Origin of the sequence: Celeribacter baekdonensis, from assembly GCF_900102315.1 — a bacterium.
Taxonomy (GTDB): domain Bacteria; phylum Pseudomonadota; class Alphaproteobacteria; order Rhodobacterales; family Rhodobacteraceae; genus Celeribacter; species Celeribacter baekdonensis.
In genome coordinates, this window is record NZ_FNBL01000008.1 from 1 (window position 1) to 17,671 (window position 17,671).

Genomic DNA, 17,671 nt, shown 5'->3' on the forward strand with positions numbered 1-17,671 from the left:
CGCGGTCCAAGCGCAGGCTTGACGTGTGCATATTTATGCACATATATACTGGGCGATGAAAATTGACTGAGCAGGGCCATGCAGACCGAATCCTATATCCAAAGCTGTACCGATATGTTGGACGACCGGATGTTCGCCGCCCTTCAGGACCCGGCGCGTGTCGCGATTCTGCGGCGCATGTTTGCGCTTGGTCGGGCCGATATTTCGTCCATTGCCGAAGGATTCCCGCAAGACCGTTCCGTCATCTCGCGCCACATCCGCATTCTGCGCGAAGCGGGCATCGTCAGCTGCGAAAATGTCGGGCGACAAACGCTCTGCGACGTCGATGGCCCGGCGATCCTGCGACGGCTTGAAGCGATGACCGAGCAGATGCGCGCCGTCGTCGCGGCCTGCTGTCCTGAAGAGTGACTTTTTTGACCAAATAGGTGCATTCATGCGTCCATATGCAAACAAACTACGGCTGAACCGGCGGAGCCTTCTGGCCGGGCTGACCGGAGCCGCGGTGACGGCACAAACCAGTGCCGCTCAGGACGGGTTGATGCCGTGGATGCAAACCCTCGGCGATGACGACCTGCCCTATGGCCTGCCCGGCCCCCGCGTGGCCAATGTCGTTCGGCGCCCGGCGGCGGATTCGCCCGGTTTTGAAATCTGGCATACGCCGCTGGAACACCTGCGCGGCACGATCACGCCGAATGGCCTGCATTTCGCCGTGCATCACAACGGCATTCCCGACATCGACCCGGCAGAGCACCGGCTGGTCCTCCACGGCATGGTCGCGCGCCCCCTGAGCTTTGATCTGAACAGCCTCGCCCGCTATCCGCTGGTGACCCGCACGGCCTTTATCGAATGCGCGGGGAACTCGGCCACCAATGCCGTATCGCCATGGGCCCGCGACATGACGCTGGGTGACGTGTCAGGGCAAATTTCCGCCGCCGAATGGACCGGCATCCCCCTTCGCATTCTGTTCGACGAGGCGGGGATTGATCCGGCCGCCACCTGGGTCATCGCCGAGGGGGCCGATGGCGGCCGGCATATGCGCAGCCTGCCGCTGCGCCCCCTCGTCGCGGAAGGAATGCTCGCCCTCTATCAGAATGGCGAACCGCTGCGCCCCTCGCAGGGGTATCCGATGCGCATCCTGATGCCCGGCTGGGAAGGCAACGCGCAGATCAAGTGGCTCCACCGTCTTGAACTGGCCGACCGTCCAGCATGGAGCAAGGACGAATCCGGTCTCTATGCCGATCCGCTTGCAAACGGGAAACTGCGCATGATGAGCCTTGCGATGTCGGTCAAATCAGTCATCACCGCGCCCTCGGGGCAACAGGTGATCGCGCCGGGACCGCGCCAGATCGAAGGGCTGGCCTGGTCCGGGCGCGGGCGGATCGCGCGGGTGGAACTGTCGGTCGACGGCGGGCGCACTTGGACCGAGGCAAGGCTACAGGCCCCGGTGCAGCCCAAAGCACTGACGCGCTTTTCCCTGCCGTGGGACTGGCACAACGAGCGCGCCATCCTGATGAGCCGCGCCACAGACGAGACCGGAGACATGCAACCGACACGGGACATCTGGCACGACATTTTCGCCGGGCATTCCTTCAACCACTTCAACGCTATTCAGGCCTGGTCGATCAACCGATCCGGCGAGGTGAAAAACCACTATGCCTAAGATCGCCCTCCTGGCCCTCATCGCTTTCACCACCGCAGTATTCGCCGTCAACGCCGCGCTGTCGCAGGTGTCCGATCAACCCGCGATCACAGGGTCCCCGACCCCCGCCCTTGGCCAGCCGTTCGAAGAGGTTGACCTGCCCGAAGCGCTCCGCACAATCTGGCCCGATGGGCGCAATCTGCCCGAAGGGCGCGGCGGCGTGGCAGAGGGCGCGCAAGTCTATGCGCAGCAATGCGCCTCGTGCCATGGGGCGACGGGTGTCGAGGGGCCGAACGCGCGGCTGATCGGGTCGGATGGAGTGTTCGGTTTCGGCGACCCGCTGCGACCTGTGCGCATCAACAGTCACCCGATCCTGATCCTGTCCGCAGGCGGCATGTGGCCGCATGCGACAAGCCTGTTCGCCTATGTCCGGCGCGCGATGCCCTATGGCGCGCCCGGCACCCTGACGGACAACGAAATCTATGCTGTGACGGCTTGGATTCTCTACCGGAATGGCGTGTTGCCAAAGGCCGGTGTGCTCGACCGATCAAGCCTGCCGCAGGTCTCGATGCCCGGCGCGGCGCGTGTTGTTCTTGACCCCGAAACAGCTGCGGCTGTTCACCACCCAAATCCAACTCGGTCACGCGGCACTCAGTCCAACGCCGGATCCGCCGATTAGATCGCTTTCGCGGCCTGGGCCGCCGCAGCGAGGACCTCCTCGCGCAACGTCGGGTCCGTCACCGCGCGCGCCATGCCCGCCGCACCCGACAGCACCGCAACAAGCGCCCAGACCTGATCGCGCGACATCCGCTGGCCGGGTCCATTTGCAATCTTGTCCACGATCTCCGTCAAACCCTCCGCATAGGCGTGCCGCGTCTCGTCATCCGCGCGCGCGACATCGGCGGTCAGGGTTGGCAGGGCGCAAGCCTCGTCCAGACCTGTGGCCATCCTGTCACCGAGGTAGAAATCGACGAACTTGTCCCGCCAGTCCGCACCGTGCCGGGCTTGGAAGTCCTCGATTCCGTTCAGAAGAAAACCCAGCCCATCGTCGACAGCCATGCGAAAGGCTCCGGCCTTGGAGCCAAGATGGGCGTAGAACGCGCCCGATGTCAGGCCCGCCTCCTTGGCGAGAGCGTCAACGCCGATCCCCCCGAACCCGCCTTTTCTAAAGCCCCTGCCTGCCGCCGCGACAAGCCTGTCACGCGCGTCCGCTCCCGTTCCTTTTGGTCGAGCCATGTCTCAGATCCTTTAATTAAAATAACGATCGTTATTTTTCACTTGACGATATAGCGATCGTTATATTACCTGTCATCACGAGCGTTATATAACGATCGGTATCAAACTTCAACGCCAAGCGCAGAGCGCTCATGGAAAGGATAAAACTATGCCATTGCAGGTTATCGTCACCGAAGGATTGCTCAGCCCGGAGGCGGAACACTCCGTCTTTCACGACCTCACTCATCTGCTTCTGGAATTGCACGGCATTTCCGACAATGCCTTCATGACGCCCAACATCATCGGCGAAGTTGTGGTGGTGGAGAAAGGTCGCAGTTTCTCGGGCGGCGCGCCCGCCGACATTGCGGTGTTCGAACTGAAAGCGCCCTCCTTCGTGCTCGCTGATCCGGGGCTGCAGAAGGCTTGGATCGCCAGAGGCACAGAGATCATCGAAAAGGCGGCACAGGGTCGTGTCCCGGCGAACCGGATCTACGGCAACGTCGTCCACGCGCTTGACGGTGCCTGGGGCATCGCCGGTGTCGCCTATGACAACGCGGCCCTCGGCCAGGCTGTCGCCAGCGGCATCCCGATCTGACGACAGACCGACCGCCGTCGGCAGCAAGGCATCTCTCCCTTCCAACCAATCTTTCTGACGCGCCGGAACGGATCGTCCGCACGACCTCGTGTCAGAACCACTCTCTTGCAAGGATCACGTCACATGAGACCCTCCGCCCTCCGCGGCATCAGAGCCGCCACATGTATCGCAGCCCTCCTCGGAGCCGTCGCGATGGCTCAGGCCGAAACCAGCGCAGAACTGACGATTCCCGGCCCCGTCAAAGTCATGGAGGTCGATTTTGAAGCGCGCCCCGTGGCCAAGGCCGACTTCGGATATTTTCGCTTCGTTCCGGGCCAGGTCGCGCCGGTGCACCACCATCTCGCTCCTGCCATCGGCCTCGTGTCCAGCGGGCGTATCCTCTATCAGGCCGAGGGCGAACCGGCCCGCATCCTGAACGAGGGCGAAGCCTTCTACGAACCCGCCGGGCCCAGCATCCTGCGGTTCGACAACATGTCGGCCACGGAATCGGCGGTGTTCATCGACTTCAGCCTTCAGCGCGAGGGAGAGCCGTTCATCGCCCTGGACGAGGAACCCGCGCAACCGATCGACCGGACGTCACTGCCGACCATCGACCTTGGCGGGCGTACTGTCGGGCATGTGGATGTCTATTCGCGGCACCTACCGGCCTCCGCCAGCGCTGAACTGACGGCATCCGAACCGCTGATCGGGATCGTGGCCGAGGGGGTTGTCGAGTTGCGCCTTGATGGCGGCGAGACCACGCGCCTCGTCGAGGGAAACACCTTTGCCCTGATTGAGGAGGGCGCAAGTGCCGAGTTGGGCAACGGGTCGAGCGAGGTGGAGGCCCGCGTGGTCACCTATCACCTGCGGTGATCATGGCGCCCCTGACTGCACGCCAATGAAGCAAACAGGCCGGCGGGGCAATCGTGTCCTGCCGGTTCACCACCAATCAGCAAAGGCCATGTCCATGATGTCCCACTTCGAAAACAGTCCGGCACGTCTCCTGCACACGATGCTGCGTGTCCGCAACCTCGACCGCGCGCTCGATTTCTACTGCACTGCCCTGGGCATGCGGGAAATCCGCCGTGAGACGTTTCCAGAGGGCCGGTTCACGCTGGTCTTCGTCGGTTACGGCGAAGAGGCCGACAACACGGTGATCGAACTGACCCATAACTGGGACGAGAATGCCTATACGCATGGCACCGGCTTCGGACATATCGCGATCGAGGTCCCGGACGTCGAAAAACTTTGCTCAGACCTCACGCAGGCTGGCGTCCCTGTCATACGACCAGCAGGTCCAATGCGCTATGCGCCGGTCGAGACGGGTCAGCGCGACATGATCGCCTTCATCACCGATCCCGACGGCTACCGCATCGAACTCGTCGAACGCAAGCGAGCGTGATCCGCCTATTCAAAAGACCCCTGACATCTATCAGCACCCCTCAAAACAGTGGGAACTCAAAGGCCCCTCGTCAGACTCACACGTCCCGCCAACCGGCCGAATGACCTGTCCGAACGGGTCTCGCAGGGTGGTCACAGCGCCATGGTCGACATGTTCAACGTGCCCGAGGATGACAGGTTTCAGATCATATCCGAGCATGCCCCGAAAGAGGGCATGATCTGGCCGGACTCATTTCTTGGCATAAAGCATGGTGACATGGTCGCCTTTGTCCAGATCACCTGTGCGGCAATTGAAACGCCCAGCAAACCGATGACAGCACCCCGCAACCGCGTGCGGTCGGGTCGATGCCTTGGACGTGTCGCCAGCGCCAGCCTCAGGAGCAAGGTGAACAGCGGGATGGAGGCGAAAAGCACGCCGCCAAGACTGCTGGGAATGCGGGTCTCTCCCCAAGCGATCGCGGCGAAAGGAACGGCTGTGGTCAGGATGCCGACAAGCAGATAGCCCCGACAACGCCGAAGGTCTGTCGGCCATCTTTCGCCCTAGGCAACGGCAAGCATCCCAAGCGCCGAAGCGGCGAGGAAGGCCCGGCAGAACGCGGCAAGTTGGGGCGGGTAAGTCACGGCCGCCATATTGTTGAACAGAAAAGCGAGGCCGAAACCGGCGACAGCCAGGCCGAACAGGACGTCTGTCCAGACCCTTTCAAGTCCAGACAGCTCCTTGCTTTCCTTATCGTTCATTCCTTGCCCAGCAGGGCGAGAAGGGACTTGGCGGCCTTGTGTGAGGACATCGGATTCTGCCCGGTCACCAGCAGCCCGTCCACGACGACATGTTCCGAAAAGGCACCGCCATCGGAAAAGGACGCGCCCGCTTCCTCAAGTTTGCTTTGCAACAGAAAGGGCACCACCTCGGTCAGACCGACAGCGGCTTCCTCCTGATTGGTAAAGCCGGTGAGGGTCTTCATGTCGACCAGCGGGAGACGGCCCTCGGCCCGGCAGCCAAGCAACCCGGCAACGCCATGACAGACGGCCCCCACCGGCTTGTCCCCTTTGACCGCGCGGCCAAGCACGTCCGCCAACTCCGACCATTCGGGAAAGTCCCACATCGTGCCGTGACCGCCAACCAGAAACACCGCGGCAAAATCCGCCGGGGCGGCATCGGCAGCGACCGTCTTGTCGAGCGCAGCCTGCGCTTGCGCGTCCGCAGCGAAACGTTCCACGCTTTCGGTGCAAAAGTCGGCACCCTCGCTTCCGGGGTCGATTGGCGGGCGACCGCCTTTCGGCGTCACGATGACGGGCGTGAGGCCAGCATCCTTGAAGACATAATAAGGCGCGGCAAGCTCTTCGTACCAAAAACCGGTCTTGTTGCCGGTGCCGCCCAATGCGTCGTGGGAGGTCACAAAAAGAAGTATGTTATTCGAGGTCATGAGGATCAGTTCCTTTTTCAGTTGGCGCGGGATTGGTTCAGTCGAATGTCACGAGTGTCTTGCCGCGCCCCATCGTCGCCTCGGCATGGCCCAAGGCCTCCCGAAGCCGCGAGATATGGAAACGACCGGAAATTTCGGGTCTGAAGGCGCCGTCCAGCGCCAGGGTGACCAGGGAGTCGTAAAGCGAGACGATGGACTCGCGCGGAGCCTCGGACAGGAACTTGGTCAGCCAGAAGCCCCGAAGGCGCAGATCCCTGAACACGAACTGGCCGGCATCGAACCGGGATGGTTGCCCGCTCATACCGCCGTAGATCACGAGCGTTCCGGATGGCCCGATCACCTGCGCAAGGCGACCGGTGGATGAACCGCCGATAGCATCGAGACCCAGCTTTATGTCACCCTCGCCGATCAGTTCGGCCACGCGACCGGGCAGGCTGTCGTTATCGGCAATGACATGCTCAGCACCAAGCGCCCGGAGGTCGTCGGCAGCGCCCCCCCGGCGCAGGACATTGAGCGTCCGAAGCCCGCGCCTTTTGGCAATCTCGATCACCGAACGCCCGACGGCAGAATTCGCCGCGTTCTGGATGATCCAGTCACCTTGAGACAGAGCAGTAAAATCCTTGAGCATCAGAAAGGCTGTGGCCGGATTCACTTTCAGAACCGCGGCTGTTTCGGTTCCAAGTCCGGGCGCGAGTCTGATGAGCTCGCTTTCCCGCAAAACTTGCCGTTCGCGCCAGTTGTCCGTGCGCAGGGAGATGACGCGATCACCCGGTTTCACGCCGCCGACACCTGCACCAACCGCTTCGACAATGCCCGTTGCCTCATTGCCAAGCGCATCGCCGTTAACGGGTGTGCGCGGGTAGACCCCGCGAAACAGCAACAGATCGGAGGGATTGATCGGGAATGCCTCGATACGAACAAGCACCTGATCGTCGGCGGACAGGATCGGTTCCGGCACGTCGGCCCAGAATGCGACCTCCGCCGGGCGGCCTGTCTTTTCGAATTGAACCTGTTTCATGCGGAACCGCGCGCCTTCTTCTTGGAGGGACGCGCGGCCCGAAGAGCCTCCGACGCCCAGACAGAGAGCATGTCCGCATCGTCAAGGATGTCATCGGGCGCTTCGTAATAGGCGGCGACCGTGACCGCCCCCGACGCACCGCTGTAGCGAAACGGCGCGCACTCACGGGCTTTGAAGGCCATTCGGCTGGCATCATCCACCTTCAGGTAAAGAACGCCCTTCATGACAAAGCCGAACTGGACGCCGTCCGCGCGCAATCCCGCGCCGCCGAAATAGCGGTGAACGGATATTTCGCCGATGCCCTCGATTTGCTCGGCGAAACCCTCTGCGAGCACGCGTTGAGACAGCGTTTGCGCAGTCATCACGACGCTTCCGCAGGTGCGAGAGGAAAGAAGCCGTTGATGGATTTCAGCCGGCCCTTGTCATCATGGGTGGCAAAACTGGCGCCAAGTTGCAGGGTCACGCCATCGCCGTTCAAAAGCGCCCATCTCGCCAGAGACCTGTCATGATGATCAATCACCTGAAGGATCTCGAACCGCCCGCCGGGGACCTGGCTCTGAAAGCCGCCCATGAGGTCGGACAGCGCCGCGCGCCCCGACAATGCATTGCCGGGATCGCAATAGGTCGCGTCCTGCGCAAGGCAGTCCTGCAACTCGCTTTCGCGCATGGCCGCATCGGACGACCAGATTTTTGCGTAACGATGCCAAAGGGTTTCAGCGTTCATCATGCTTCTCCAATGTGTCGAAATGGGTGTTGATCATCTTGCCGAGTCCGCCGGTCTCGTAACCGGCGCGAACCAGAACCAGAACACCCTGGTAAAGGGCCAGTGTGGCCAGGGCTTTCGCCTCGTCGCCGCCAAGGCGATCGCTAAACACATCCCGAAGGGTGACGAACGCCTCGCCCACGAAACCCGGCATTTCCGTCTCGCCGAATTCGATCGCGGAATTCGTGATGAGGCACCCTGCGGTTCCGCCACCCGGCTCATCCAGCAGCGACAGGAACAGCTGTCGCAGGCCCGCTATGCCGGACCCCTCCGGCGCGTGGTCCCGGATCCGTCGCTCAAGCACCGCGCGGTTATAATGTTCGCTCGCTGCCTGAAACAGGCCGCGCTTGTCGCCGTAGCTGTTGTAGAGGCTGCCCGAGGTCACACCCGTCGCCGTTTCAAGATCGCGCACTGAAGTGGCGGCAAAACCGCGTCGCCGGAATGCATGCATGACAGCCGTCAGCACAGTGGTTTGATCATATTCGCGGGGACGGGCCATGTGTTTGCCTCCAATTTTAATATGCGTGTTTTATAATGATCATTTTAAAACTGAGTCAAGACCGTTTCCGAGAAACCTCAAAGTGACGGTCGTCAGATCAGACTTAGGGATTTCGAATAGAGGATCATGCGCATTTCCGAAGGGCGACGCTGGAGGGCGGCAACAACGGCCCCCACCCCGTCAGGTCGCCGACCCGGCGGGCAACATGCCGTTGGCGCGATACCAGGCGACGCCATGCAATGGTTTCTGGCATCGGGCGGAACGAAAGCCACAGTTCGACCTGCGACCTGACCGGATCGAACCGGCTGTGCTCAACCTCGTTGCGCATATTGCGCACCGCCGCGCGCTCGCATCGACGTTGATCGCCTTGAACTTGGCCCAGTGGCTGAGGACATGGCAAAGGATTTCTTCGGTCCGATAACGGAGGACTCTGCTCGTAAGCGCCACGCCTGAGAAAATTGCCCTCGTCACCGGACACAAGGACTGGAAAACACCGCCGCCACCGCCTCGGCCGCCTGCTTTCCATCAGTGTTTTCTGGCCGCCAGTGTTTTTCTGGCGCGCCGCACGAGCGTCATCAGCACCCAAAGGCCGGCATAGGACATGCCCGCGGCCTGAGGGCGCGGATCACAGAGGTCTCAAACCCCCAATTTGTCGCGCAGCGCGTACCACCACGATCCGATCACAGAATACGGCACCCGCAACGCCCGCCCGCCGGGGAACGGAATCCAAGGCAAGGCGGCAAACACGTCAAACCGGGTCAGATCGCCATGGATCGCCTCGGACAGGATGCGGCCAAAAGTGTGCGATCCGGTGACGCCGTGACCGCTATAACCGTGGGCGAAATAGGTGTTGGCACCAAGGCGGCCCATCTGTGGCACCCGCGAGAAGGACAGCGCGAAATTGCCGCTCCATGCATAGTCGATTTCGACGTCTTTGAGCTGCGGAAAGACCTTATCAAGGTTGCCCTTGAGCTTGGCCTTGATGTCCTTTGGATCGGCCCCGCCATAGACCGTGCCACCGCCAAACAACAACCTCTTATCGGCAGACATACGATAATAATCAAGGATATAGCGCACGTCCTCAACGCAGACATCGGTGGGCATCAACTCGGCTGCCAAGGCCTCGCCCAGCGGTTTCGTCGCCATCACTTGCGTCGACACCGGCATCACCCGCGCGGTCAGTGCCGGGACCACATGGCCCAGATAGGCATTGCCGCAGAGCACCAAGGTTTTGCAGGTCATAGACCCCTCAGCCGTGCGCACAACCGGCCGCGCCGCCTCTGTATCCGCCGAGATCACCGGCGACATTTCATAGATCACACCACCCAAGGATTCAAACGCCGCCGCCTCGCCAAGCGCGAGGTTGAGCGGGTGCATATGGCCACCGGAATGATCAATCATGCCGCCGACATAGAGGTCCGATTTGACATGGGCGCGCATCTCATCCCGGCTCAGCATGTCCTGATTGTGAATGCCATACCCGGCCCAAAGCGCGCGGCGTTCTTCGAGTTCCTGCATATGTTTCGGCGTCAAAGCGGCAAAGACATTGCCCTCTTTGAGGTCGCATTGAATGTCATAGGTCTTGATCCGCTCGCGGATGATCTGACCGCCCTCTTGCACCAAACCGGCGACAAAACGGGCCGTGTCAGACCCGTAGCGCTTGCCGATGGTCTGAAGGCTGGCGTTCAGACCGTTGACGATCTGACCGCCGTTGCGCCCTGACGCGCCCCAACCAACGCGCGCACCTTCAAGGATCGCAACCTTATAGCCTTTTTCAATCAGATGCAGCGCGGTCGAGAGGCCGGAATAGCCCGCGCCCACAACACAGACGTCAATCTCATGATCGCCGGTCAGCGCCGGACGGTCCGGCGCAGGGTTGGCTGAGGCGGCATAATAGCTTGTCGTATGCGCGCCGGTGCCCGCGTAAGGATGAGTCATCACACGGCCTCCAGATAAGAATGATATTCGAAATCAGTGACATGACGGGCAAAGCGGCGCAGCTCCTGTTGTTTGCACTGCACGAACATGCGCTTGAGTCGCTTGGAATAGATGTCTTCGACATGGCGTCCGCGGCTAAAGGCTTCGATCGCCGAGGCCCAGTCATAGGGCAAGTGAAGCAGGTCTTGCGAATAGGCATCACCGACGATGGGCGCGCTTGGCACCCATTTGTTTTCAATGCCCAAAAGCGCGCCGCCCAAGATCGAGCAAAGCACCAGATAGGGGTTGGCATCCGCCCCCGCGACCCGATGTTCGATCCGCCGCGCCTTATGGCTCCCGCCGGGGATACGGATCGAGGCGGTGCGGTTTTCATAGCCCCACGACACGGTCGAGGGCGCATGGGCACCGGGTAAAAGCCGACGGAACGAATTTTCATGCGGCGCGAACACCAAGGCATTTTCCTGCATCGTTTCCAAAAGACCCGCAACCGCTTGGCGCATCACTTCGGTGCCGTCATTGCCGCCATCGTCAAAAACGTTGTTGCCCTCTTCATCGACCAGCGAGAAATGGACATGCATGCCCGAGCCGGAGCGGTCGCCGTAAGGTTTGGCCATAAAGGTCGCGGCAAACCCGTGTTTGCGGGCGATGCCATGCACCAGACGTTTGAACAAAACCGCATCATCCGCCGCCTTTAGTGGGTCAGCGACATGCATGAAATTGATCTCAAACTGCCCTGCCCCGTTTTCCGAAATGGCGGCATCCGCCGGGATGCCTTGGGCCTTACAGCCGTCATAGATTTCATTGAGGAACGCGTCGAAATGCTCCAACTCATCGAGTGAGAGCGCGCCGTCAGAATCGAGGCGCTTGCCAGTGACCGGCGAGCACGGCGGTTGCGGTGCGGCCTCGGAGGGGTCAACAACATAGAATTCCAATTCGGTCGCCACAACCGGCGTCAGACCCAGCGCTTTGAACCGGGCTGTGATCGTGTCGAGGGCGCGGCGCGGATCGCCCGGAAACACCGACCCGTCTTCTTGCCGCATCCAAAGTTGGGCAAAGGCCGCCGGGCGGCTGATCCAATCGACCGGGCTTAAATCGCGCCCGGTGAAATCGCACAACCCATCGGCATCGCCGGTGTCGAACACCAATTCGTTGCCCTCAATATCCTCGCCCCAAATGTCCATGCTGAGCAACGAGAGCGGCATCCGTAACCCGCCCTCCAAGATTTTATCAAGCTGATCAACCGGCACACGTTTGCCACGCATCACACCGTTAAGATCGCAAATACAGGCGAATATCGTCTCGATTTCCGGGTTCTCAGAGCGCCAAAGCTCTGCCTGTTCCGAAGCTGTTACCGATCCTGTCTGTGCCGATGTCATATCGCGCCCCTAAATGTGATACCATTTATTCCTTTGTGATCTCTTTTAGGCTTGTGTCAACCTCAAACACGCGCCATTCTCGCGATATTGAGACAACAGCAAGGTCCGACACCCATGGCGGCATCAGCTATTCCTGAATTTACGGGGGATCACGGCACCACCACGCAGGAATATGCCTATAGCCGCTTGCGCAATGCCATCATTGTCGGTGCTTTCGCGCCCGGAACCGCGCTGACCATTCGCGGGCTGGCACAGGAATTGAACCTCAGCCCCACCCCGATCCGCGAGGCGGTGCGCCGGTTGAGTTCGGAAAATGCCATTCAGGTGTTGGGCAACCGCCGCCTCAGAGTCCCCGACATGAGCCTTGGGCGGTTTGAGGAGCTGGTGCATCTGCGCATCAGTTTGGAAACCCACGCCGCAGAGCGGGCGTTTCCCTATATCTCCACCGTCATCATCGAAAAAATGCGCGCACTTGATGATCAGATGGATGTGGCACTGGCCGCGGGCGATTTGGATGCGCTGACCCGGATCAATCAGGCCTTTCACAAAGACCTCTACGGGCTCAACCCGCATCAAGCGGTGATGCCGATGATCGAAAGCCTGTGGTTACAGCTTGGGCCCTTTCAGCGCCAAGTGATCAAAACCATCAAAGTCAGCGCCATGATCGACCGCCACAAAGAGATGTTGGCGGCCATGGAGGCGCGCGATGTGACGGCGCTGTGTTCGGCGCTTGAAAGCGACATTCGCGATGGCTCGATCCGCCTTGGCCGCGCCATATTGCGCAACCAAGCCGGGGAAACTGTGACCTAAAGCGTCACGCCTTTCCCCTGCCTCAGGTTAAAGGCGTGACGCTTTAACGCCCGTTTATGCGCCCGTCATATCCGGGGCGGCGGTGATGGCCAAATCACCGGGATGATCGGTCGAAGAAATCGGCTGACAGGCGACCGGATAATGATCGGCGGTCGTGCATTGCGACACGGGGTATTTATCCACCGATTCACAGGCGGCAAGTGTCAGCGTCAGTGCAAAAACAGCCAAAATGGAACGGGTCATAATGAACCTCCTGATTTGAGACAGCAGGACGCGTTTGCGCCCTTTGCTATCTCTCAAATGTGCCGAATTGACAGTTTTTTCAATTGTAGATTCGCCAAAAACGAACTGATCGGTTCACTTTGTCGCAGCACACACATCCCCCTTCCACCCCAAAGGGCGCGCGGGTCAAAAACCGCACAAAAATCAGACAATGATTTCGAATTTGGTCACATCGACCATGCCGCGGTCGGTGATTTTGAGCGCCGGAATGACCGGCAGCGCCAAAAATGCCAATTGCAAAAACGGCTCTTCCAAAGTCACCCCCAAGGACGCCGCAGCCGCCCGCAGATCGACCAAATGATCGCGCACCTGTTCAAACGGCAAGAGGCTCATCAACCCCGCCACGGGCAGTGACAGTTCAGCCAGCACCACGCCGTCACGGACCACAACAAAGCCGCCTTCGATTTCGGACAGGCGGTTCGCGGCCACGGCCATATCATCGTAATCGACACCCACAGCCACGATATTGTGGTGATCATGACAAACGGTCGAGGCAATCGCCCCCGCCTTGACGCCAAAGCCTTTGACAAAACCCGAGGCGATATTGCCGTTTTTGCCGTGCCGTTCGATCACGGTGATCCGGGTCAGATCGCGGGCCGGATCGGGGCGTTTGTCGCCATCGACAATCGGGATGGTCTCGTGCAGGTGTTCGGTGATGATTTTGCCCTCAAGGATGCCAATCACATCGGTCTGCTCGCGGTTGCCGGTGGTGCGGAAATCCTCCGCCGTCACTTTGCGCGCTTTGACCGAGTGCCGCCCGATCGGATCGACAGAGCCGCGCGCGGCAAAGGCGGCCTCCGTGACCTCAACCCCACCCGCAAACACCATCGTGGCATGGCAGCCCTCAAGACTATCCAGCACAACAATATCGGCACGTTTGCCCGGCGCGATCATGCCACGATCTTTCAGGCCAAAGGCCTCGGCGGCGGACAGGCTTGCGGCGCGGTAGACCGCCAAAGGCGAACTGCCCAATGCAATCAAGGTGCGGATCATGTAGTCCAAATGGCCATACTCAAAGATGTCCAACGGGTTGCGATCGTCGGTGCACAGGCACATGTAAGGCGCGGTCAGATCGGACAAAAGCGGCTGCAACGCGTGCAAATCTTTCGACACCGAACCCTCGCGGATCAAAACCCGCATCCCCTTGCGCAGCTTTTCACGCGCCTCATCCGCCGTCGTCGCCTCATGTTCGGTGCGAATGCCTGCAGCGATATAGGCGTTGAGATCGCGGCCTGAAAGCTGCGGGCAATGGCCATCAATATGCGCATCTTCAAACAGCGCGAGCTTTTTCATCGCCTCCGGGTCGCGGTGGATCACGCCCGGATAATTCATGAACTCGGCCAGACCGATGGCGGACCTATGCCCCATGACCTGCGCCAAATCATCGGCCAAAAGCACCGCCCCGGCGGTTTCCATATGGGTCGAAGGCACACAAGAACTGAGCTGCACCCGGATGTCCATCACCGTGTGCTCAGAGGCCGCTTGAAAATAGCGGATGCCATCCAGACCGATGACATTGGCGATCTCATGCGGGTCACAAATCGCTGTCGTCACACCGCGCGGCGCAACACAGCGGTCAAATTCAAACGGCGTGACCAGAGAGCTTTCGATATGCAAATGCGTGTCGATAAAGCCCGGCACAATAATCTGGCCGCTGACATCAATCTCGCGCGCGCCCTCGTAGCTCTCATAGACGCCCGCGATCCGATCCCCGGCAATCGCCACATCGCCCGCGATCAATTCGCCGGTCATCAAATCAAAAATCATCCCGCCTTTCAGGACAATATCCGCCGGGACCTCGCCCCGCGCCACGGCAATACGATGTTCCAGATCACTCATGCTCATCTCCTAAACCCACTTGGACTAAACCCGAACTGCGGGCACCCGTTCAATATCCTCCGGCAGGCCAAGCGCGGCCCGTTCCGCATCGCGGCGCGCCACGAGCCAGACGACCCGTGCGCCCGTCGCGACCTCGTCCAAAATCACCTTGCGCTGATCGGACACCAGCCAGTCTTCGGTGCCATGATCGCGCCCCACCACGATACGCGCGGCATCGCGGCGCGCCAATTCCAGGATCGGCACAAAACTCGCATCCGAACAAAGCACCAGATCCGCCTCCTGCAACCGCTGCACCGCGCGCAGGGTCATCAGGTCGGGTTCAAGGCTGCTGACGGGCAACAGCGTCACGGCCCCCTTGGTGCCCGCCTCTTTTGGCGCGCCCCCGGCCTCAATCGCGTGCTTGATCAGTTCCGCCGCCTCGCGTTCGGCGCCGCGCGCATGAAGCCGGCGCGGCGCGTCATCATAGACCCAGCGCCAAAACGCGCGGCGGTTTTCGCGCGGCACACGCTGCGCCACCGCGCCCCTGAGCCGCCCGCCCAAGCCAACCAGATCGCCCAAACGCGGCTCCAAAATGCTTTCCAGCCGGGTTTTGATCTGACGTGCCAAAATCGGTGCCGCCCCTTCGGTGCCAATCGCCACCACCAAAGGATCGCGATCCACAATCGAGGGCGTCGTCGCCTCACAGAGCGCAGGTTGATCGACCACATTGACCAAAGCCCCTGCCTCACGCGCCAAGGCATGCAACGCGGCATCTATCCCCGGACAGCCGGTGCCAATGAACGTCAGCGCAGCACCACGAAACAGCTCCGGCGAGATCATTCCGCTGTGATGGGTCGCGCGGCCCTCATCGACCAAAGCGGCCAGTTCTGGGTCCAGTTCGGGGGCGACAAAAATCAACCGCGCCTCGGTTTTCAACATCAGCCGCGCTTTTTGCGCCGCCGTTTCCCCGCCGCCCACGATCACAACATCGCGCTCAGCCACCCGAAGGAACATGGGAAAAAATTTCATCGACGCGACCTCTTGGTTTGGGTTCTTGGTGCTATTGGGTCTTTCGGCAAAACTCCCTGATTGGCGGCCAAATGACAAGGGCGTGCACGCGTGCTCTGCGCATTTCATTTAGCAAAGAGGGCGATACCAACTCCCCTTCCGCCCCCCTGATCGCACCACAGCGCCTATGACCTCATCATCGGCGGCGGCTTTGGCGAAGATCGGCAAACATATGACGATGGGGCCGCCCCTTCTTGTCGATCCCCAGCTTGTCGATCCCCTGCTTGTCGAAACGTGATCCGCACCCTATCGTTTGGGTCAAGGGAGGCGATATGAGCAACACGATTTTAAGCCTGGACCAAGGCACGACCTCGACCCGCGCCATTCTGTTTGACGCGGACCTGCGGCCAATTTCCAGCGCCCAAGAGGAATTCACCCAATATTACCCGCATCCGGGCTGGGTCGAACATGACGCGATGGACCTGTGGCAGACCTCCGTTCGGGTGATACGCAACGTGTTCACGGACACGGTCACGGACTCTGGCGCATACCCAGCCGCCTTGGGTCTGACCAATCAACGCGAAACCACCGTGGTCTGGGACGCCGAGACCGGTAAGCCCATCGCCCCCGCCATCGTCTGGCAGGATCGGCGCACGTCAAACACCTGCGCCAAACTGCGCGAAGAGGGCTTTGAGGCGGAGGTGACAAAGCGCACCGGGCTTTTATTAGACCCGTATTTTTCCGCCACCAAACTGGCCTTTATCCTCGATCAAACCGAGGATGCCCGCGAGATGGCGCGCGCGGGTCGGTTGAAATTTGGCACCGTCGACACATGGCTGATCTGGAACCTGACAGAGGGCAATCCGGGGGGCCGGGTCCATGCCACAGACGCCACCAATGCCTGTCGCACCATGCTCTATAACATCCATGAAGGCGCATGGGACGCCACCATTTGCGACCGCCTCGGCATCCCGACAGAGATGCTGCCCGAGGTGCGCGACAGCTCCGCTGACTTTGGTGAAACCACACTGTTTGGCGCGCCAATCCCCATTCGCGGCGTGGCGGGCGATCAACAGGCCGCCACCGTCGGTCAGGCCTGTTTCCGCCCCGGCATGATGAAATCCACCTATGGCACCGGTTGTTTTGCCCTGTTGAACACCGGCACCACCCCGGTGACATCGCAAAACCGGATGCTCACCACCATCGCCTATCAATTGAACGGCACACCGACCTACGCCCTCGAAGGGTCCATTTTTGTCGCGGGGGCCGTGGTGCAATGGCTGCGTGACGGGCTTGGCATCATCACGGACGCCAAGCAAACGCTTGAACTGGCACAACAGGCCGATCCCGAACAAAACCTCTACCTCGTCCCCGCCTTCACCGGCCTCGGAGCACCTTGGTGGGACGCCGAGGCGCGCGGGGCCATCTTTGGTCTGACCCGCAACACCGGGCCTGCGGAGTTTGCCCGCGCTGCCCTGGAAAGCATCGGCTATCAAACCCGCGATCTGATCGAAGCGATGCATGCCGATTGGAGTGCCACGCCAGAGGACACCACCCTGCGCGTCGATGGCGGCCTGTCGGCCAATCCCTTTGCGATGCAATTCCTGTCCGACATTTTGGGCGCGCCGGTGGACCGCCCGGCCAATTTGGAAACCACCGCCTTGGGGGCCGCCTATTTGGCCGGGCTTGCGGTCGATCTGTGCCCCCCGCCTGAAGAATTTGCCAAGGTCTGGCGGGCGGATGCGACCTTTAGCCCACAGATGGACGCGGCGCTGCGCAAGGAAAAATATGACGGCTGGACCGACGCGATCCACCGCACATTATCAAAGAGATAAGATCAAAAAGTGGCGCTTCGTGGCGCTTCATTGCAGCCCAAATACTCAAATCAGAAATAAAAAAGGGCGGG

At 60.7% G+C, this 17,671-nt stretch carries 21 protein-coding genes; 8 read left to right on the forward strand and 13 right to left on the reverse strand.

The window, feature by feature from the left end; all coding sequences use genetic code 11:
- The first annotated feature begins 78 nt into the window (after positions 1–78).
- From BLT54_RS13550 to BLT54_RS13560, 3 genes are read left to right on the forward strand one after another with little or no spacing between them, the layout of a single operon-like run.
- Positions 79–408 (forward strand): ArsR/SmtB family transcription factor, encoded by a 330-nt coding sequence (locus BLT54_RS13550; protein ID WP_074645847.1) that lies wholly within the window; start codon positions 79–81, stop codon positions 406–408.
- 25 nt (positions 409–433) lie between these two features.
- Entirely contained in the window at positions 434–1,660 is a 1,227-nt protein-coding gene (gene soxC, locus BLT54_RS13555) for a sulfite dehydrogenase (RefSeq protein ID WP_074645848.1), read from the forward strand.
- Entirely contained in the window at positions 1,653–2,318 is a 666-nt protein-coding gene (locus tag BLT54_RS13560) for a c-type cytochrome (protein ID WP_074645849.1), read from the forward strand. The genes soxC and BLT54_RS13560 overlap by 8 nt, the downstream gene beginning before the upstream one ends.
- Here the strand turns inward: BLT54_RS13560 and BLT54_RS13565 are convergent.
- Positions 2,315–2,875 carry a TetR/AcrR family transcriptional regulator gene (locus tag BLT54_RS13565; protein WP_074645850.1) on the reverse strand — a complete coding sequence of 187 codons (561 nt, stop codon included), beginning with the start codon at positions 2,873–2,875 and terminating at the stop codon, positions 2,315–2,317. The two genes, BLT54_RS13560 and BLT54_RS13565, sit on opposite strands and share 4 nt — an antisense overlap.
- Before the next feature lie 148 nt (positions 2,876–3,023).
- Here BLT54_RS13565 and BLT54_RS13570 point away from each other — a divergent pair, with 148 nt between their 5' ends.
- From BLT54_RS13570 to gloA, 3 genes are all read left to right on the forward strand, one after another.
- A complete protein-coding gene (locus BLT54_RS13570) occupies positions 3,024–3,449 on the forward strand; it encodes a hypothetical protein (protein ID WP_074645851.1) in 426 nt (141 codons plus the stop codon).
- Between the two features lie 105 nt (positions 3,450–3,554).
- The gene (locus tag BLT54_RS13575; RefSeq protein ID WP_143026819.1) at positions 3,555–4,301 is read left to right on the forward strand and encodes a cupin domain-containing protein; all 747 of its coding nucleotides are present in this window, start codon (positions 3,555–3,557) and stop codon (positions 4,299–4,301) included.
- Between the two features lie 94 nt (positions 4,302–4,395).
- Positions 4,396–4,830, forward strand: coding sequence for a lactoylglutathione lyase (gene gloA, locus BLT54_RS13580; protein WP_074645853.1), 435 nt, complete (start codon positions 4,396–4,398; stop codon positions 4,828–4,830).
- A gap of 179 nt (positions 4,831–5,009) precedes the next feature.
- Here gloA and BLT54_RS23090 read toward each other — a convergent pair whose 3' ends face one another.
- From BLT54_RS23090 to BLT54_RS13625, 9 genes are all read right to left on the reverse strand, one after another.
- Positions 5,010–5,327, reverse strand: a complete 318-nt coding sequence (locus BLT54_RS23090) for an EamA family transporter (protein WP_143026830.1) — start codon at positions 5,325–5,327, stop codon at positions 5,010–5,012.
- Positions 5,328–5,369: 42 nt separating this feature from the next.
- A complete protein-coding gene (locus BLT54_RS13590; RefSeq protein WP_074645855.1) occupies positions 5,370–5,567 on the reverse strand; it encodes a hypothetical protein in 198 nt (65 codons plus the stop codon).
- Positions 5,564–6,253, reverse strand: a complete 690-nt coding sequence (locus tag BLT54_RS13595) for a type 1 glutamine amidotransferase domain-containing protein (RefSeq protein WP_074645856.1) — start codon at positions 6,251–6,253, stop codon at positions 5,564–5,566. Before BLT54_RS13595 ends, BLT54_RS13590 begins: the two co-directional genes overlap by 4 nt.
- Before the next feature lie 37 nt (positions 6,254–6,290).
- Complete coding sequence (locus BLT54_RS13600; RefSeq protein WP_074645857.1) at positions 6,291–7,271, reverse strand: MDR family NADPH-dependent oxidoreductase; 981 nt, start codon at positions 7,269–7,271, stop codon at positions 6,291–6,293.
- Positions 7,268–7,633 (reverse strand): TfoX/Sxy family protein, encoded by a 366-nt coding sequence (locus tag BLT54_RS13605; protein ID WP_074645858.1) that lies wholly within the window; start codon positions 7,631–7,633, stop codon positions 7,268–7,270. The genes BLT54_RS13600 and BLT54_RS13605 overlap by 4 nt, the downstream gene beginning before the upstream one ends.
- A complete protein-coding gene (locus BLT54_RS13610; protein ID WP_074645859.1) occupies positions 7,633–7,995 on the reverse strand; it encodes a nuclear transport factor 2 family protein in 363 nt (120 codons plus the stop codon). Before BLT54_RS13610 ends, BLT54_RS13605 begins: the two co-directional genes overlap by 1 nt.
- Positions 7,985–8,533, reverse strand: a complete 549-nt coding sequence (locus tag BLT54_RS13615; protein ID WP_074645860.1) for a TetR/AcrR family transcriptional regulator — start codon at positions 8,531–8,533, stop codon at positions 7,985–7,987. The genes BLT54_RS13610 and BLT54_RS13615 overlap by 11 nt, the downstream gene beginning before the upstream one ends.
- A 636-nt stretch (positions 8,534–9,169) precedes the next feature.
- Positions 9,170–10,471 carry an NAD(P)/FAD-dependent oxidoreductase gene (locus tag BLT54_RS13620; protein ID WP_074645861.1) on the reverse strand — a complete coding sequence of 434 codons (1,302 nt, stop codon included), beginning with the start codon at positions 10,469–10,471 and terminating at the stop codon, positions 9,170–9,172.
- Positions 10,471–11,847, reverse strand: a complete 1,377-nt coding sequence (locus BLT54_RS13625; RefSeq protein WP_083351819.1) for a glutamine synthetase family protein — start codon at positions 11,845–11,847, stop codon at positions 10,471–10,473. Before BLT54_RS13625 ends, BLT54_RS13620 begins: the two co-directional genes overlap by 1 nt.
- Positions 11,848–11,961: 114 nt before the next feature.
- Between BLT54_RS13625 and BLT54_RS13630 the strand changes: the two genes are divergently transcribed.
- Positions 11,962–12,657, forward strand: a complete 696-nt coding sequence (locus BLT54_RS13630; RefSeq protein ID WP_074645862.1) for a GntR family transcriptional regulator — start codon at positions 11,962–11,964, stop codon at positions 12,655–12,657.
- Between the two features lie 54 nt (positions 12,658–12,711).
- On the opposite strand, the gene BLT54_RS13635 is transcribed toward BLT54_RS13630, so the two are convergent.
- The 3 genes from BLT54_RS13635 to BLT54_RS13645 all read right to left on the reverse strand — a co-directional run bounded on the left by BLT54_RS13635 (position 12,712) and on the right by BLT54_RS13645 (position 15,786).
- Positions 12,712–12,900, reverse strand: coding sequence for a hypothetical protein (locus BLT54_RS13635; RefSeq protein WP_074645863.1), 189 nt, complete (start codon positions 12,898–12,900; stop codon positions 12,712–12,714).
- A 183-nt stretch (positions 12,901–13,083) separates the two neighbouring features.
- Positions 13,084–14,778 carry an adenine deaminase gene (gene ade, locus BLT54_RS13640; RefSeq protein WP_074645864.1) on the reverse strand — a complete coding sequence of 565 codons (1,695 nt, stop codon included), beginning with the start codon at positions 14,776–14,778 and terminating at the stop codon, positions 13,084–13,086.
- Positions 14,779–14,802: 24 nt separating this feature from the next.
- The gene (locus tag BLT54_RS13645) at positions 14,803–15,786 is read right to left on the reverse strand and encodes a siroheme synthase (RefSeq protein WP_074645865.1); all 984 of its coding nucleotides are present in this window, start codon (positions 15,784–15,786) and stop codon (positions 14,803–14,805) included.
- A gap of 311 nt (positions 15,787–16,097) precedes the next feature.
- Between BLT54_RS13645 and glpK the strand changes: the two genes are divergently transcribed.
- A complete protein-coding gene (glpK, locus tag BLT54_RS13650) occupies positions 16,098–17,600 on the forward strand; it encodes a glycerol kinase GlpK (RefSeq protein ID WP_074645866.1) in 1,503 nt (500 codons plus the stop codon).
- Positions 17,601–17,671 lie beyond the last annotated feature (71 nt).

Bases quoted from the DNA above. Each gene is read 5' to 3' on its own strand.
- BLT54_RS13550 (WP_074645847.1), top strand. From the start codon at position 79: ATGCAGACCGAATCCTATATCCAAAGCTGTACCGATATGTTGGACGAC.
- soxC (WP_074645848.1), top strand. From the start codon at position 434: ATGCGTCCATATGCAAACAAACTACGGCTGAACCGGCGGAGCCTTCTG.
- BLT54_RS13560 (WP_074645849.1), top strand. From the start codon at position 1,653: ATGCCTAAGATCGCCCTCCTGGCCCTCATCGCTTTCACCACCGCAGTA.
- BLT54_RS13565 (WP_074645850.1), bottom strand. From the start codon at position 2,875: ATGGCTCGACCAAAAGGAACGGGAGCGGACGCGCGTGACAGGCTTGTC.
- BLT54_RS13570 (WP_074645851.1), top strand. From the start codon at position 3,024: ATGCCATTGCAGGTTATCGTCACCGAAGGATTGCTCAGCCCGGAGGCG.
- gloA (WP_074645853.1), top strand. From the start codon at position 4,396: ATGATGTCCCACTTCGAAAACAGTCCGGCACGTCTCCTGCACACGATG.
- BLT54_RS13590 (WP_074645855.1), bottom strand. From the start codon at position 5,567: ATGAACGATAAGGAAAGCAAGGAGCTGTCTGGACTTGAAAGGGTCTGG.
- BLT54_RS13595 (WP_074645856.1), bottom strand. From the start codon at position 6,253: ATGACCTCGAATAACATACTTCTTTTTGTGACCTCCCACGACGCATTG.
- BLT54_RS13600 (WP_074645857.1), bottom strand. From the start codon at position 7,271: ATGAAACAGGTTCAATTCGAAAAGACAGGCCGCCCGGCGGAGGTCGCA.
- BLT54_RS13605 (WP_074645858.1), bottom strand. From the start codon at position 7,633: ATGACTGCGCAAACGCTGTCTCAACGCGTGCTCGCAGAGGGTTTCGCC.
- BLT54_RS13610 (WP_074645859.1), bottom strand. From the start codon at position 7,995: ATGAACGCTGAAACCCTTTGGCATCGTTACGCAAAAATCTGGTCGTCC.
- BLT54_RS13615 (WP_074645860.1), bottom strand. From the start codon at position 8,533: ATGGCCCGTCCCCGCGAATATGATCAAACCACTGTGCTGACGGCTGTC.
- BLT54_RS13620 (WP_074645861.1), bottom strand. From the start codon at position 10,471: ATGACTCATCCTTACGCGGGCACCGGCGCGCATACGACAAGCTATTAT.
- BLT54_RS13625 (WP_083351819.1), bottom strand. From the start codon at position 11,847: ATGACATCGGCACAGACAGGATCGGTAACAGCTTCGGAACAGGCAGAG.
- BLT54_RS13630 (WP_074645862.1), top strand. From the start codon at position 11,962: ATGGCGGCATCAGCTATTCCTGAATTTACGGGGGATCACGGCACCACC.
- BLT54_RS13635 (WP_074645863.1), bottom strand. From the start codon at position 12,900: ATGACCCGTTCCATTTTGGCTGTTTTTGCACTGACGCTGACACTTGCC.
- ade (WP_074645864.1), bottom strand. From the start codon at position 14,778: ATGAGTGATCTGGAACATCGTATTGCCGTGGCGCGGGGCGAGGTCCCG.
- BLT54_RS13645 (WP_074645865.1), bottom strand. From the start codon at position 15,786: ATGAAATTTTTTCCCATGTTCCTTCGGGTGGCTGAGCGCGATGTTGTG.
- glpK (WP_074645866.1), top strand. From the start codon at position 16,098: ATGAGCAACACGATTTTAAGCCTGGACCAAGGCACGACCTCGACCCGC.